Genomic DNA, 14,955 nt, shown 5'->3' with positions numbered 1-14,955 from the left:
TGCTCCTCAGGATGAAGGGACGGGGCTGTCTCGAAGGGCGAAGGCAAACTGAGACGCTACCTTCTTCGCCGGAATTTTCGCATTTCCGCTTTTCCATGATAAAGTGGTTAACGCCAAGCGGCGACAGCAGCGCCAAAGCCGCGAAAGACTGGCGCCGATTATGCTTCGCCGTTCGGCAAGCGCCCTTTTGGGGCGGGTTTCGGGCGGTTTTCCCCATGAGCGTGGGGCCCATGGGATCAGGCGATCCGCCCCGAAATGGTGAAAGTTGAGTTGGACGCCGGGCGAGCATGGCTCAGGACAAGGTAGCGGAAATCATCGATTTCAAGGGCGGCGCGGGCGCGCCCGCGGGAGGCCCTGCGCCCAATGAGAATGCCCCGGCGCTGGCCGAAGCCGAGCATGCCGGCGCGCTGCTCGCCGCCGCGCGCGAGGCCGCAGGGCTTTCCGTCGACGAGGTGAGCGAGGCGATCAAGGTCAAGGCGGCCCATCTCGCCGCGATTGAGGTCTTACGCGCCGATCTCCTGCCGGCGCTGCCTTATGCGTCGGGTTTCGTTAAAAGCTATGCGCGCTATCTCGGCCTTGACGCCGACGCCGTCGCCGCGCGTTTCCGCGCCGAAGTCGCCGCGATTGTCGCGCAAGGCGGCGAACCGGAAGCCGCGCCGCAAGAGCCGGCTTACGCCGCGTCTTCGGGGGGCGCGGCGAGCGAGGGCGCGCGGCTCGCCACCGTCTTTGCGTTGCTGGCGGTGCTGCTTTTCGTCATGTGGGTCGGCTATCAGGTGCTCTCGGGCGCCGGAAACGAACCGGCGGAGCGGCCGAACATCGTCGTCAGCAATCCGTCCGCGCCGCGCCCGTCGCTGATGGCGCCTGCGGTCCGGCCGGAGGCGGAAAGCCCCGGCGAAACCGCTCAGCCTGCGGATGAAGCGATGGAAGATGCGGCGCCTGCGTCCCTTCCCGAAGATCAGAGCGCCGCCGAACCGCAGGCGGGCGCCGCAGACGAAGCGGTTGAAGACGCGGTTGAAGACGGGGGAGCGGAAACGGCCGACGTCTCCGCCGCGCCGGCGCCGTCCGCGCCCGCAAGCCAGGCCTCTGCAAGTGAAACTCAGGCAAGTGAAACTCAGGCAAGCGAGACACGGGCAACTGAGCCGCAGGTAAATGAGATACAGGCGGGCGAAACGCCGTCTCGGGATATCCGGTCCAGCGAGACGAGCGCCGCGCCGCGCGTTCTGCCGCGCCGTCCGCGTCCCGCGCCGCCGGTGGTCGAAGAGGCCTCGCTCACCCATTCCGTCGCGCCCGAGTATCCCGAACGCTGCGCCCGCGGCGCCGATACTGTTGAATCGGTGACGGTGATGTTCGATGTCAGCGCCGCCGGTCGGGCGGTCCATCCGCGGATCGTGACGTCGACCGATTCCTGCTTCAACGAAGAAGCCCTGCGCGCGCTTGACCGCTGGCGCTTTTCCCCGCGCACGGTCGACGGCGCGGCGAGTCTCGAGACCGGCAAAAGCGCGACTTTGAATTTCAGGAAATAGGCCGGCGCCGATCTATGTAAGGCTGGCGTCCCGGACGGCTTTCGCGAAAGAGCGCGAGACCGGCGCCGCAACGCCGGATTTCAGGACCAGCATTTGCTTTCCATTATCCCGGCTGGCCTCGGCGACGCCGTCGCGGGCGACCCACCAGGAGCGGTGAGTCTGCAATCCGTCCGCGCCGTCAAGCTCGCGCATGGCGTCGGCAAGGCGCATCAGGATCAGCTCTTCTCCGCGATCAGTGTGAACGCGCAGATAATGGTCTTCCGACGACACCGCATAAAGCGCCGCGCCGCGATATTTCGCCGGCAGCCGCTCGAGGAAGCCCGGGACCGGGGATATCTCCGCCGGCTCCCCGCCCGCCGGCCCGCCGATCATGCCGAGCGCCCGCGCGGCGATATAGCCGCCGCCGAGAACGATCATGGAAATCGCGAAGATCCGCAGATACTGCATCGGCAGATCGTTCAAAGGCCAGGAGCCGGTGAAGCCGGTTTCAAAGGCCCCGATCGCCAGCCAGACCGGGAAAGAAATGATGGCGGCGACGACGGCCAGTTGAAGGATTGTGCTGCGGCCCGGGAGCAGCCGGTTGAAGACCCATGGCCCGGCGAGCGCGGTTGCCGCCGTCCCGGCGAGCATGGTCGCCGTCCAGAAAATGAAACGCTGGTGAAGCGGCAGATTATCCGTGTCGTAAACGCCGAGAAAGGCGAAGAGCGCGCCGAGCCCCAGCACGGTCGCGGCGCCGAGCCAGAAATATTTGCGGATCAGCGCCATTCCTCCCCCGGATCCTCGCCTGCATCTCACGCTTCGCGAGTGGTTTTTACTGCAATTGGCGAAGGATTCCAGCCGTTTCGCGTAAGGCCGATTGCGTCGGCGCAAGGCCCCGGCGCCCATTGGGCCGGACGCGCCGGGGGAGATCCCTGCGGCGCAAGCGGACAAATCTTGCGAGGGACTTTCGGGATGCCTTTAAACGTCGAAACGCTGTTCTCCTGGAGCGGCAATCTGGCCATGATCGGGTGGCTGTTGCTTCTGTTCTCGCCGAAGCGGTGGGAATGGGTGCTGTTCGCGGCCGGGATCGTGATCCCCGGTCTTCTCAGCGCGCTTTATGGCGGGCTGATGATGGCCTATTTCGCCGGGGTCGACGGGGGCGGGTATGGCTCTTTCGCGGCGGTCCGGGCGCTTTTCGCCAGCGATGAGGCGCTTCTCGCCGGCTGGATCCATTATCTCGCCTTCGACCTCGCCATCGGCGCGGTGATCGCGGCGCGGGCGGACGCCTCCGGCCTGACGCGGCTCATCCAGATCCCGATCCTCTTTTTCACCTTCATGTTCGGCCCGCTCGGCTTCCTCCTGTTCGTTCTGACGGATGGCGGCTGGCGCGCCGTCGGCGGCGTCCGGGGCGCAGCGCAAAAAGGAGCAACGGCATGAAGCGGTTTACTTATTCAGAGCGTGTGTGGCTTCAGGCGGCGTTGTTGCTGCTCGCCGCCATTCCGGCGACGCTGGTCGCGCGTGAGCTCGATGTCCGCACCGTCAACGACATCAATGTCTGGATCAAGCCGCTGAAATTCTTTGCGTCGACGGCGCTGCATCTGGCGACGCTGGCGCTGCTGGTCACGTTTTTATCGGACAAGGCGCGCGCTGCGAGATGGCTGAGCGTCATGGCGGGCGTTTCGGCCTTCGCGGCGATCGTCGAAATCGCCGTCATCGCCGCCCAGGCGGGACGGGGCGTCGCCTCCCATTTCAATTTCACAACCTCCTTCGACGCGCTCATCTACACCTTCATGGGCGCCGGCGTCCTGGTGGTGACGATCCCGGCGCTGGTGATTGGCGTTTGGTTCTTGCGCGCGCCCGTCACGGAAAAGCTGACGCCCGGTTTGAAACTCAGCGCCGGGCTCGGCCTGACGCTCGGTTTTCTCCTGACCCTGGTGATCGCCGGCTATATGTCGGCGCAGCCCGGCGGCCACTGGGTCGGCGGTCCCCGCACGGATCTCGGCGGGCTGCCAATTGTCGGTTGGTCGCGCGAGGGCGGCGATCTGCGCGTCCCGCATTTCTTCGCGACGCATCTGATGCAGGCCCTGCCGCTCCTCGGCTATGCGGCGGAAAAAATCTTCAAGTTGGATGCAACGACCGCCAAACGCGCCGTCTGGATCGCTGCGGCGCTCGGCGTTGCGCTGGCGCTTGCGACGTTCATGCAGGCGCTGAATGGCGAGCCGTTTATTGGGTAATGGCCGGGCAGCAGCATTAAGCATCAAGTCAAGTTATGTATTTTCTTCGATGTTTTCCGCTAGCTTCCATTCGCCTCGCCGCCCCTTAGGCGAATAAATAAGCCCTCGCTTCTTCATCCGATGAAGTTGCGACCTAAAAGTGTTTTCTTTCAATTCTCGCACCGTGACTCGAGCATAGTTATAAAGCTTGGATGTTGGTACGGGTCGGCCAGATTCCTTTAAAAATTCAACCACTTGTGTCTCGACCAGCAAGCGGTCAATGCTGTTGGTTCTAGTCACTTCACGTTTCGCGACATTTTCGCGCCGAAGTTTCACCAGCAATCGTTCTATGGATGCATGCTCTGCTTCCAAGGCTGATATTTGTTTTCTTATTTCCTCAAGTTCCGACAGAAGCCTTTGCTCCACTTGATTTTCAGGCTTTTCTTTCATATGTTGCACAAAGCTTTTTTGCCACAAAATTGCAAAACCGAAGATACAAATATATAGGAAAAACAATAATATGAAAGACTTGACAAATGCTCAACAGCATGCTAGCAACAAGTTGCTTTGCAACTTGTTGCTAGCATGCTGTTGTAATTTTAGTGAAGGCGTTGTTGCAGTGTTAATTGTTCCGCCCTACTTAGGCGTCAATAACACCCGCCCCGCCTCTCGTAAGATCGGCGTACATGGGCGGGTTTTCTATGACTGTTATTCCCCCAGCGCCTAGAGGCTTCACCAAACCCGCGTTGAGCGTGGACGACCAGCTAGAGCTACTGGAGGGTAGGGGGCTGCAGATTTCGGATCGTGAAGAAGCCAAGCATTGCCTTCATCACATCGGTTACTATCGCCTTTCTGGTTATTTCCTCCCCTTTCAGAAAGGTGGGCGCGGGCCAGACCGACATGAATTTCTCAAAGGTACCGATTTTAAGGACGCCCTTGATCGATATGTGTTCGATAGGAAGCTGCGCCTCTTAGTATTGGATGCTACAGAACGAATTGAAGTCGCATTCCGGGCATCACTCTCAAATTCTATTGCGATTAAGCACGGACCGAATTGGTATCAGGACTCGAAGCTTTTCAATCTGAGTCGTCACTTTAATCACGCGAAATTCATTCAACATATAAAGGAACAAATAAGCCACGATTCAAAGGATGCGAAAAAACGCGACGTATTCATCAATCATTACTATCTGAATTACGATACTCCAGACATGCCGCCGTGCTGGATGGTTTTTGAGGCGGTGTCATTTGGCTCAATCTCTATCGCATTCAAGAATATGGATAAGCGTGAGTGTAATGACATTTGCGATAAGTTTGGCCTAAAGCACCAATTCCTTAGCTCTTGGATACACTGCATTTCTTACATAAGGAACGTTTGTGCGCACCATTCCCGCCTTTGGAATCGAGTCTGCACAATCAAGCCGCTAATCGATAAGAAGTATAGAGATGATTTGGAGGTTAATAATAAAGTGTATGCGCAACTCGCTGTGATCCAAATAATTCTGAAGCAAGTGTCACCAGATAATCATTGGGCGGAGCGACTGAAGAAATTGATGAGCGAACACCCCAATGTGCCACTTAAACAGATGGGAATGCCTGCCGACTGGTCTGAGCGCGAAATTTGGAAGGCGTAAAAGTTTAATCCAATTCAAAAAATAGGCTGTACGAATATAAAATTCGCTTCCAGCCCAACATCAATAAACCCGCTTTTTCGGTTCGATATATTTGATCTCGTCCGACATCGTATAGGAGTGGACCGGGCGGTAATCGATGGTCGCCTTGCCGTTGGCGAACCAGGCGGCGGTGTGCTTCATCCAGTTGGCGTCGTCGCGGTCGGGATAATCCTCGCGCGCGTGCGCGCCGCGGCTTTCCTTGCGGTTCGCCGCGCCTTCCATGGTGACGATGGCCTGGGCGATGAGATTGTCGAACTCAAGGGTCTCGACGAGGTCGGTGTTCCAGATCAGCGAGCGGTCGGAAACGCCGATATCGGGCATGGCGTCGTAGACTTCGCGGATGCGCTTGCAGCCCTGTTGCAGCGTCTCTTCGGTGCGGAAGACGGCGCAGTCTTCCTGCATCACGCGCTGCATCTGTCCGCGCAAGGCGGCGGTGGGCGTCGAGCCCTTGGCGTGGCGGAACTTGTCGAGTCGGGCGAGGGCTTCGTCGGTCGCGGCTTTCGGCAGGTCGGGAACCGCGCCGTCCGCTTTGACGAGCTCGCCGCAGCGAAGGCCCGCCGCGCGGCCGAACACCACGAGGTCGATCAGCGAATTGGAGCCGAGGCGGTTGGCGCCGTGCACGGAAACGCAGGCCGCCTCGCCGATGGCCATGAGGCCCGGCACGGACGCGTCGGAATCCTCGCCGCGCTTGGTGACGACTTCGCCGTGATAATTGGTCGGGATGCCGCCCATATTATAGTGGACGGTGGGGATCACCGGGATCGGTTCTTTGGTGACGTCGACGCCGGCGAAAATCTTCGCGCTTTCGGAAATGCCGGGCAGGCGGCTCGCCAGCACTTTCGGGTCGAGGTGATTGAGGTTGAGGTGGATGTGGTCCTTGTTGGGGCCGACGCCGCGGCCCTCGCGGATCTCGATGGTCATGGAGCGCGAAACGACGTCGCGCGAGGCGAGGTCCTTGGCCGACGGCGCATAACGCTCCATGAAGCGCTCGCCTTCGGAATTCGTCAGATACCCGCCTTCGCCGCGCGCGCCCTCGGTGATGAGGACGCCGGCGCCGTAAATCCCGGTCGGGTGGAACTGCACGAACTCCATGTCCTGCAGAGGGAGACCCGCGCGCAGCACCATGGCGTTGCCGTCGCCGGTGCAGGTGTGGGCCGAGGTGCAGGAGAAATAGGTCCGGCCGTACCCGCCCGTGGCGAGGATCACCATCTTTGCGGCGAAGCGGTGGATGATCCCGGTGTCGAGCTCCCACGAAATCACGCCGCGGCATTCGCCGTCTTCGGACATGATGAGGTCGAGGGCGAAATGCTCGATGAAGAATTTCGCGTTCTGCTTCACCGACTGGCCGTAAAGCGTGTGCAGGATGGCGTGCCCGGTGCGGTCGGCGGCGGCGCAGGTGCGCTGGACCTGGCCTTCGCCATAATTCTTGGTCATGCCGCCAAAGGCGCGCTGATAGATCTTGCCTTCTTCGGTGCGCGAGAAGGGAACGCCCCAGTGCTCGAGCTCGTAAACGGCGGCGGGCGCGTGGCGGCAGAGATATTCGATGGCGTCCTGGTCGCCGAGCCAGTCCGAGCCCTTGACCGTATCGTACATGTGCCAGCGCCAGTCGTCCTCGCCCATATTGCCGAGGGAGGCGGAGATGCCGCCCTGCGCCGCCACGGTGTGCGAGCGGGTCGGGAAGACCTTGGTGACGCAGGCCGTCTTCAGCCCCGCCTGCGCCGCGCCGAGCGTTGCGCGCAGTCCCGCGCCGCCGGCGCCGACGACGACAACGTCATATTCGTGATCGACAATTTCGTAAGATGAAGACATTGGGAAATCCTGAGGGATTAAGGTTGGGCGTCAGCCTGCGAAGGAAACATTGTATACGGCCCAGGCCGCGCCCGCGATCAGCGCGAGGCAGACGAGCCAGTTCACAAGATTGAGAACGGTCTTAAGCCCGGAAGCGATATAGTCGGCGATGATCTCGCCCATGCCGATGCGCATGTGCCAGGCGCCGATGGCGATGAAGAGCGCTGTCAGGACGCCGTTCAGGGGCTTTTCGAGCCAGGCCCGCGCCGCTTCGTAATCCGCGCCGAGATGGGAGACGACGCCGATCAGGAACCAGAGCCCCAAGGGGATCATCAACGCCGCGGTGAAGCGCTGCATGATGAAGGAAGAGGTGCCTTTATGATGCGCCATCGCTTAAGCCCCCATGCCGGCGTAGCCGGCCCACAGAATGATCGCCGCGAGGATGACGGAGCCGATATAGACGGCCCAGGCGGTCTTGGTTGCGGTCGGAACGGCGAGGCCGCGCCCTGAATCCCAGTAAAGGTGACGCAGCCCGTTCATCAGGTGGAAAGACAGCGACCAGACATAGCCGGCGACGATGATGAAGCCGACCGGCGAGGTCACAAAGCCGGAGACCGCGGAAAACAGCGACGGGCTGAAGGCCAGCGCGTAGGTCCAGACAGCGAGGAGCAGCGAGCCGCCGTAAAGCACGGCGCCGGTCGCGCGATGGGTGATTGACGCCGCCATGGTGACGGTGAAGCGCCAGATTTGCAGGTGCGGCGATAAAGGACGCGCGGTTTGCGCGGAATCGGCCATGAAACCCCCGAAACGTCAGCGGTTGAAAGGTGGGGCGAACATAGTCCGCCCCTTTTCCAAGTCAACGCGGGGGCGCTGCGCCAAACTGACTGCGATCCGGGCGAAACCATTGCCAAGCGGGCGCTCCATCGTTCATTCTGGGGTCATGCTGGATTTCTGCCGGCGGCGGGGCCGGCGACAAGAGCGCGGGGTAAGGACGATGGGGCGCATTCGCAAATTTCTGACGGGCGCGGCCAGCTTTGGCGCGGCGGGCGTGCTGGCGCTGGCGCCGGCCGGCGCGGTCGCGCAGACGCTCGACGCCGTCACGGCGGACCAGCTTGAGGACGCGCTTGAGGACGCCGGGCTCTCCCCCGACATGATGGCGGACGAGGCCACCGGCGCGCCGGTGGCGGCGGGCAAGGCGGGCCAGTTCGGCTTTTACGTCCGCGCGCTTTCCTGTTCCGGCGCGCCCCAGGCCTGCGAGACGCTTGTCTTTTTCGCCAATTTCGAGCTGGGCCGCGATGTGGCCCCGAGCGACTACCGCATTGTCAACGGCTTCAACGACAGCCAGGTCTTCGGGCGCGCTTACGTTCTCGAAGGCACAAGCGAGGTCGGCGTCGATTATGTGATCGAACTCGACGGCGGCGTCACCGAAGAGCACCTGTCCCAGAACATCTCGCGTTGGGCCGACGTCATCTCGGCTTTCGTCTCGAAATTCCAGGAAGGCGAGCCGACTTCGTAAGCCGGAATAAGCCTCATGAAAAAAGCGGCGCCAGCAAGCGCCGCTTTTTCAGTTTGCGGGGGATCGTTTTTCCGTCAGGCTTTTTTCTTGCGGCGAGCGGCGGCGCCGAGACCGCCCAAGCCAAGCAGCATCAGCGGCAGCGCAGCCGGCAGCGGCACCTCGCCGACGCCCGGATCGATAATTGAGCCGCCATCGCTGAGAATGTCGTATTTGTCGATGCGGTCGCCGAAATAATCGGCGGCCCAGAGATAGCGGCCGTCAAAGGCAAGGCCCTCATAGCGGGAGTTCGAGAACGCCTGACAGCCGATTTCCACGCCGCCGAGCGTGTGCACGCAAAGCTCCCGCGGGCTGCTCGCATCGTTGACGACGATGACATAATCCGTGCCGTTGGTCGCCTGAATGCGCTCGACGCCGGAATAGCCGCCGCCGCCGCCAAGAAACGGCGACGCGCCGACGAATGCCGAGAGATCGCCCTCCATGCGATAGACGTTGCCGATGTCCGGTGAGATCCAGAGTTCGCCATTGTCCCAATCAAGGCCGTCATTGAGGCCGAGAATGCCCGTATAAGGCGCCGCCGTGATCGTTTGCGTCGTCATATTCGAGCCGTCGCGGTCGAAGAAGTAGACGGTGTTGTTCTGGGTCATGATCAGTTGCGAGCCATCCCAGGCAAGCTCGGACCAGACCGGGCCGCTGAACGATACGCCGGTGTCGACGCCGTCCGTCGTCATCTGGCGAATGACGCCGCCATTGTCGGCCCACCAGATATGCGTGCCGTCATAGGCGAGGCCGAATGGATCCGCCCGATCGTAACTGTCGATCAGCTCCAATGTGATCTCCGCGGCTGACGCGGTAGTGGCGACGCCACAAACGCCGCATAAGCTTGCCGCCGCGGCAAGCGCGTATTTCAGATTCATGATTTCTCTCCACCCATACATACCGGCGTTGTGCCGGTGAAAACGCAGAACTCACCACGCCCCATAACCCTCTCCAGGCCGGTTGCTCCGGATCAGCAAAGCTGCGCCAATATGAAGAGCCTAACAGAATGTTAATCATCGTCAATGGAATAGTTCGTCCCGAGACGAAATGTTATATAACCTTCAACATTGAGAAGCGTTTGCAAAAACCGCATACGAAATTGTGTGTTTAAATAGCAGATCGTCTTCGCGCGGAGTAGGGCGCGCGCCGGCCCCTTTTGCCGCGCTTGCAAGGCGCATTCATGACGCCAGGATTGTAATTGTAGGGTCGCGGACATGATTGCGCAGATGCAAACTTTCATATCTGCAAAGTTTTGAAATTAATATGATGCGTGTCGAGCGCTGTCGGCGCGGCGGCATGGGCGAACTCAACGGCGACTCACCGAAAGGCGTCTCTCCCGGAACATCTCGCGCTGGGCCGAAGCCGTCTCGTCCTTCGTCTCGAAATTCCGGGAAGGCGAGTTGGCGGGCGGGGGTTAGGATGTATACAGATTAATTTACATCAAGCCCGGTCATAGTGTTCAAATGCCGCGCCCCAATAAGTTGATCCATGCCTCCGGCCTTCATCATTTGTGATAAATTCTTCCCGGAATCCCGCATTCGGTGCGTAGTTATCCACGGGCGCCGCTGCGGCGTTATCATGCCTTATGCTGTCATCCCGCACGCGCTGCAGCGCGTAAGCATTGCTGCATGAGATGCGGGAACTGCGCCGGGTCTGTGTTTCAGGGCGTGATGGGCCCCGGGTTCGCCTGCCGGCGCCGTCGCTCCGGGATGACAATTGGAGAAAGAAGCCCCGTGGAACAATTTACGCAAAAGGCGCCAAACTCTTCTGAAAGCCAGCAAATAAGCCGTTTAAACGAAACGGGGATTTTGTTTTACGTAAAATTGTTTCACGGCGAAGGGCGTTCACGCCGCGCGGTCGATCAGCGCTTTCAGGCCTTCCGGCAGATCGTCTTTCAATTCGCGCAGGCGTTCGATGAGGCGGCGCTCATTGGCGTCGAAGGCGCCGTCGCGGCCGATGCGGGCGGCGAGCCAGTCGGCTTCCGTCCTGGTGAGCTTTTCGGCGTGGGCGACGCCGGCGTCGCGCTGTTCGTTATGTTCGGCATGGACGGATTTGTCGTCTTTATAGGCGTCGATCACGGCGCCGAAGCCGCCGGAAACCATGCGCTTGAAAAAGCCGCCGACATTGGTCGAATGGTCTTTCGCCCAGGCGTTGCGGCGGAAGGCCTCTTCCCGGCTCGGCGCGGTGTAGCCAAGATGCGCCATCAGGTGGTTGACGACGCCTTGCACGAAAAGCTCTGTCCACGCCGGATTGTTGTGGGCGTGTTCGACGGCGTCGTTGATGTCGAAGAGAAGTTCGGCCTCGCGGCGCGTCACCGCGACATGGCCGTCGCCGCCGGCGGCGAAAAGATAACGGCGCAGGAGAACCGCATCCTGCTTGTCGACGACCGGGCCGTCGGGCTTCGCAAGGATCATTTCCTTGAACTGCTCGCCGGCGAACGCCGCCATCTCCGGCGGCGTTTGCGTCGCCGTCTCCATCAGCTTCACCATCAGCGCAATCTCAAGCGCGTTGGCGTGGCCGTTGCGCAAGACGCGCGCCTTCAGGGACTGGAATTCTTCCGGGGTCAGATAGCCTTGCGGCTCTTCCTCGCGGAGATAAAAATCCGCCGCCGCTTCGGCGAAAAACTGGAACCATTCGGGATCGCCCTTCTGGGCGCGGTCGCCGAGATCGAACAGCGCGTCGAGCTCGTGCGCGTCGACGACGCCGTTGGCGAAGACGGCTTTCCTCAGGAAAAGAACCTCATCGGCGGAGACGAAACCGTCCGCGCCGATGGCGGCGAGGCGGGCGGAAAGGGACGGATCGGACATGGGCGAAGGGCTCCCCGGATAAACAAGACGCGGAAAGCATCGCTCATCGGGGTTAAAAACTGGGAAAGGAATTCGATGGGGATTGGCGGTTTAAGGTTGTGTTAACCGGCTTTTTTAGCGGTCGCGTGATCGAACCGAAAAACCGGTCTCCATTTTTTCCGATCACGCTCCTAGTGCGGCAGCACGCCTTTGCCGAAGGCGACGGCGAGGCCGACGAAAACCGCAAGCCACGCGGTCTGCAGGGCGAGCGTGGCGACCGGCCTGTGGCCCACCTCGAAAAGCTCCTTGAGCGCGGTTTTGACGCCGAGCGCGGAGACCGCGACGACAAGGCAAAAGCGCGAAGCGCCGGCGATCCCGTCGCGAAAGGCGTCGGGCACGAGGCCGAAACTGTTCGCCGCCATGAGCGCTGCGAAACCGAAAAGAAACATCGGAAAAGCGCGGCCCGTCGCATCCGTTCCGGCGTGGCGCGAGAACGCAAGCGCGATGACGAAAACGGCGGGCGCAAGCAGGGTGACGCGCATCAGCTTGACGATGGCCGCGACCGCGCCCGCTTCGTCGGAGACGATGTAGCCGGCGCCGATCACCTGCGCCACGTCGTGAATAGTGGCGCCGAGAAAGACCCCGGCCTGCATGTCGGAAAAGCCGAAAAGATGCGCGAGCGACGGATAGGTCACCATGGCGACGGTGGAGAGGGTGGTGACGCCGACAACGGTGAGAATGAGATTGCGCTCGCTGTCTTTGGTCTGCGGCAGGACCGAGGCGATGGCCATCGCCGCCGATGCGCCGCAGATGGCGACGGCGCCGGCGGAGAGCGTTGCATGAGGGCCCGAAAGCCCCGCGCCGCGCCCGATGAGAACGCCGGCCGCAATGGTTGTCGCAACTGCGGCGACGACCAGCAGCGCCGTCGCCCAGCCGAGCTCGGCGATTTCGGAAAACGTCACCGACGCGCCGAGGAGAACGACGCCAAGCTGCAAGACGCGTTTCGAAGCGAACTGGATGCCGGCGCTCGTCTTCGGGTCTTCATTCAAGAAGTTGAAGGCGATGCCGAACAGGATCGCGTAAAGCATCACCGGCCCGCCATAACGCGAGGCGATAAACAGCGAGGCGAAGGCGACCGTAACGGCGAGCAAAAGCCCGGGGGCGAGCGCGCGCGCTTTATCGGACAAGCGGGAAAGAGCGGTCACGGAACGGGGCGGCCTTTCGAAAGCGCGGGGCGCGTCTTACTCCGCCGCGCGGAGCCTGTCTTCCCGCTGCGTCATGACCGGCGTTGGGTCTTCGGCGGGAATGCGCCGGTCGCGATGGGTCACCATGCTGTGGTGCAACGCCTCGATGCAGTCGCGGCCGGTGCGTTTGAACAGGAAGGGGAGAAAGCCATGGATGAGACAGGCGAGGCCCGCGCCGATCATCTTCGCGCCGAAGCCGAACGCCATGCCCATATGCTCGGCGTAGCTCTCGCCGACGCTGGCCGGATGGTCTGTGAAGGCGCGCTTAATCATAAATCCCCTGAGCTCCGTCATTTGATGCGCCGAGCATAAGCGGGAAGGGGAGAAAATTAATCCTACAGAATTCAATAGAAAAACTAATTATTGCGAGTTTTTTCTAATTTCTGTAGGAATATTGGAATGGATTCTACTGATAAAGCTATATTGCGCATTTTGCAACGCGATTCATCGACGCCTGTTAGTGATATCGCCCATGAGGTCGGCCTTTCCGCCACCCCCTGCTGGCGGCGGATCAAGAAGCTCGAGGAGGACGGCGTCATTCGCGCCCGCGTGGCGCTCGCCGACATGGCGGCGCTGGGCCTCAGCCTCACCGCCTTCATTTCGGTGAAGACCCCGCAGCATAACGAGGCCTGGCTCAAAAAATTCGCGGACGCGATCCGGCGCATTCCGGAGATTCTCGAAGTGCACCGGATGAGCGGCGATATCGACTATCTTTTGAAAGTCGTCGCGCCGGACATGGCGTCTTATGACCGCGTCTACAAAAAGCTCATCGCGGCCGCCGAATTCTCCGACGTCACCTCCACCTTCTCCATGGAAGTGCTGAAAGAGACGACGGAGCTGCCGACCGATTATGCGTGAGGCGTTATTTGTCTTTGTAGACGACGCCTTCCTTCATCACGAAGTCGATGTCTTCAAGCTCGGTGATGTCGGTTAAGGGATCGCCGTCGACGGCGACGAGGTCGCCATATTTGCCGGGCGCGATTGATCCGAGCACGTCGGACTTGCCGAGATTGTCGGCGCCGGCGAGCGTGGCGGTGCGGATCGCCTCCATCGGGGTCAAGCCGGCCTCGACCAGAAGCGCGAATTCGCGCGCGTTGTCTCCATGTTTCGACACGCCGGAATCGGTGCCGAAGGCGATTTTGACGCCGCCTTTATGGGCGCGCCGGGCCATGTCGAGCATTTTCGGGCCGACTTCGGCGGCTTTCGCGCGCTGCGGCGGCAGCAAAAACGTGTCGGGATCCTCGGCCCATTCGGCGACGGTGACGCCGGCGAGGATGGTCGGCACGAGATAGGCGTCGTTGCGCCGGAACAGGCGGATCGATTCATTGTCGAGATAAGTGCCGTGTTCGATCGTGTCGACGCCGGCGCGCAGCGCCGCATTGATGCCGTTGACGCCATGGGCGTGCGCCGTCGTTTTGCGGCCCATGGAATGGGCGGTGTCGATGATCGCCTTCAATTCGTCTTCGAAAAACTGTTGTTCAAGCCCGGCGGCGGTGTTGGAGAGAACGCCCGCCGTCGCCGTCAATTTGATCTGGTCGGCGCCGCGGCGCACCTGTTCGCGCACCGCCTTGCGGCATTCGCCGACGCCGTCGCAAACACCAGAGGAATGCAGGAGCTCGGCGATATCGTCGCGATAGCCTTGCGTGCCGTCGCCATGGCCGCCGGTGACGGAAATGACGGCGCCGGCGGCGAAGATGCGCGGCCCCGCGACATCGCCGCGCGCAATCCCGTCGCGCAGGGCGAAAATCGCATCGGATGAACCGGCGCCCACGTCGCGCACGGTGGTGAAGCCCGCCATGAGGGTTTTCTTCGCGAAACCGGCGCCGGCGATGGCGCGGTCGGCTTCCGACATCTCCACCCGCTGCAGGCGGCCTTTCGGATTGTTTTCACTGGTGATGTGGACATGACCGTCAATCAGGCCGGGCATGACGAACATGGATTTGAGGTCATGGACCGAGACGGCGTCGTCTGCGTTTGCGTTGATGTCGTCAGCGCCGAGAAACCCGGAAGCGACGCGCGCCACGCGGCCGTCCTTGATGATCACCGTCTGGTTTTCGCTCACGGCGCCGCCTGGTTCGGCGAGCAACCGCCCTGCGTGGACGACGGCGTAATCGGCTGCGTTGGCTCCTGCGCCTGTCAGAAACAACAAAGCGGCGGCGAGTTTCAGTTTCATGATTGCCCCTTATTTCAGCCGCGG

16 protein-coding genes are annotated in these 14,955 nt (G+C 61.2%); 6 read left to right on the top strand and 10 right to left on the bottom strand.

The window, feature by feature from the left end; genetic code table 11:
* Positions 1-287 precede the first annotated feature (287 nt).
* On the top strand, positions 288-1,523 hold the full coding sequence (locus CW354_RS06525) for a TonB family protein (protein WP_104829231.1): 1,236 nt from the start codon (positions 288-290) through the stop codon (positions 1,521-1,523).
* 12 nt (positions 1,524-1,535) lie between these two features.
* Here the strand turns inward: CW354_RS06525 and CW354_RS06520 are convergent, their stop codons facing one another.
* Positions 1,536-2,288 carry a LytTR family DNA-binding domain-containing protein gene (locus CW354_RS06520; protein ID WP_207764699.1) on the bottom strand — a complete coding sequence of 251 codons (753 nt, stop codon included), beginning with the start codon at positions 2,286-2,288 and terminating at the stop codon, positions 1,536-1,538.
* Between the two features lie 186 nt (positions 2,289-2,474).
* Here CW354_RS06520 and CW354_RS06515 point away from each other — a divergent pair, with 186 nt between their 5' ends.
* Together CW354_RS06515 and CW354_RS06510 are read left to right on the top strand one after the other, a co-directional pair.
* On the top strand, positions 2,475-2,939 hold the full coding sequence (locus tag CW354_RS06515; protein ID WP_104829230.1) for an ABA4-like family protein: 465 nt from the start codon (positions 2,475-2,477) through the stop codon (positions 2,937-2,939).
* Complete coding sequence (locus tag CW354_RS06510; protein WP_104829229.1) at positions 2,936-3,736, top strand: hypothetical protein; 801 nt, start codon at positions 2,936-2,938, stop codon at positions 3,734-3,736. The genes CW354_RS06515 and CW354_RS06510 overlap by 4 nt, the downstream gene beginning before the upstream one ends.
* Before the next feature lie 33 nt (positions 3,737-3,769).
* On the opposite strand, the gene CW354_RS06505 is transcribed toward CW354_RS06510, so the two are convergent.
* Complete coding sequence (locus CW354_RS06505; protein WP_104829228.1) at positions 3,770-4,165, bottom strand: hypothetical protein; 396 nt, start codon at positions 4,163-4,165, stop codon at positions 3,770-3,772.
* Positions 4,166-4,416: 251 nt separating this feature from the next.
* Here CW354_RS06505 and CW354_RS06500 point away from each other — a divergent pair, with 251 nt between their 5' ends.
* Positions 4,417-5,349, top strand: coding sequence for an Abi family protein (locus CW354_RS06500; RefSeq protein WP_165793558.1), 933 nt, complete (start codon positions 4,417-4,419; stop codon positions 5,347-5,349).
* 60 nt (positions 5,350-5,409) lie between these two features.
* Here CW354_RS06500 and sdhA read toward each other — a convergent pair whose 3' ends face one another.
* Genes sdhA through sdhC form a run of 3 tightly spaced genes read right to left on the bottom strand, consistent with a single transcriptional unit; the run spans position 5,410 to position 7,971 of the window.
* Positions 5,410-7,197: a succinate dehydrogenase flavoprotein subunit gene (gene sdhA, locus CW354_RS06495; RefSeq protein WP_104829226.1), complete on the bottom strand. Its 1,788-nt coding sequence runs from the start codon at positions 7,195-7,197 to the stop codon at positions 5,410-5,412.
* Between the two features lie 30 nt (positions 7,198-7,227).
* Entirely contained in the window at positions 7,228-7,566 is a 339-nt protein-coding gene (gene sdhD, locus CW354_RS06490) for a succinate dehydrogenase, hydrophobic membrane anchor protein (RefSeq protein WP_104829225.1), read from the bottom strand.
* A 3-nt stretch (positions 7,567-7,569) separates the two neighbouring features.
* The gene (gene sdhC, locus CW354_RS06485) at positions 7,570-7,971 is read right to left on the bottom strand and encodes a succinate dehydrogenase, cytochrome b556 subunit (RefSeq protein WP_104830019.1); all 402 of its coding nucleotides are present in this window, start codon (positions 7,969-7,971) and stop codon (positions 7,570-7,572) included.
* 199 nt (positions 7,972-8,170) lie between these two features.
* Here sdhC and CW354_RS06480 point away from each other — a divergent pair, with 199 nt between their 5' ends.
* Positions 8,171-8,692, top strand: a complete 522-nt coding sequence (locus tag CW354_RS06480) for a type III secretion system chaperone family protein (protein WP_165793557.1) — start codon at positions 8,171-8,173, stop codon at positions 8,690-8,692.
* Between the two features lie 74 nt (positions 8,693-8,766).
* Here the strand turns inward: CW354_RS06480 and CW354_RS06475 are convergent, their stop codons facing one another.
* From CW354_RS06475 to CW354_RS06455, 4 genes are all read right to left on the bottom strand, one after another.
* Positions 8,767-9,606 (bottom strand): VPLPA-CTERM sorting domain-containing protein, encoded by an 840-nt coding sequence (locus CW354_RS06475; RefSeq protein WP_165793556.1) that lies wholly within the window; start codon positions 9,604-9,606, stop codon positions 8,767-8,769.
* A gap of 966 nt (positions 9,607-10,572) precedes the next feature.
* The gene (locus tag CW354_RS06465; protein ID WP_104829221.1) at positions 10,573-11,535 is read right to left on the bottom strand and encodes a hypothetical protein; all 963 of its coding nucleotides are present in this window, start codon (positions 11,533-11,535) and stop codon (positions 10,573-10,575) included.
* A gap of 170 nt (positions 11,536-11,705) precedes the next feature.
* Positions 11,706-12,719 carry a YeiH family protein gene (locus CW354_RS06460; RefSeq protein WP_104829220.1) on the bottom strand — a complete coding sequence of 338 codons (1,014 nt, stop codon included), beginning with the start codon at positions 12,717-12,719 and terminating at the stop codon, positions 11,706-11,708.
* A 36-nt stretch (positions 12,720-12,755) separates the two neighbouring features.
* A complete protein-coding gene (locus CW354_RS06455; RefSeq protein WP_104829219.1) occupies positions 12,756-13,031 on the bottom strand; it encodes a DUF6356 family protein in 276 nt (91 codons plus the stop codon).
* A gap of 126 nt (positions 13,032-13,157) precedes the next feature.
* On the opposite strand from CW354_RS06455, the gene CW354_RS06450 reads away from it, so the two are divergent.
* Positions 13,158-13,616, top strand: coding sequence for an Lrp/AsnC family transcriptional regulator (locus CW354_RS06450; RefSeq protein WP_104829218.1), 459 nt, complete (start codon positions 13,158-13,160; stop codon positions 13,614-13,616).
* 4 nt (positions 13,617-13,620) lie between these two features.
* On the opposite strand, the gene CW354_RS06445 is transcribed toward CW354_RS06450, so the two are convergent.
* Positions 13,621-14,931: a metal-dependent hydrolase family protein gene (locus CW354_RS06445; RefSeq protein WP_104829217.1), complete on the bottom strand. Its 1,311-nt coding sequence runs from the start codon at positions 14,929-14,931 to the stop codon at positions 13,621-13,623.
* Positions 14,932-14,955: the final 24 nt, after the last annotated feature.

The organism is Hyphococcus luteus (assembly GCF_002943565.1).
Taxonomy (GTDB): Bacteria; Pseudomonadota; Alphaproteobacteria; order Caulobacterales; family Parvularculaceae; genus Hyphococcus; species Hyphococcus luteus.
The sequence above is the reverse complement of the archived record's forward strand: the minus strand, read 5'-3'. Positions and strand labels throughout refer to the sequence as shown.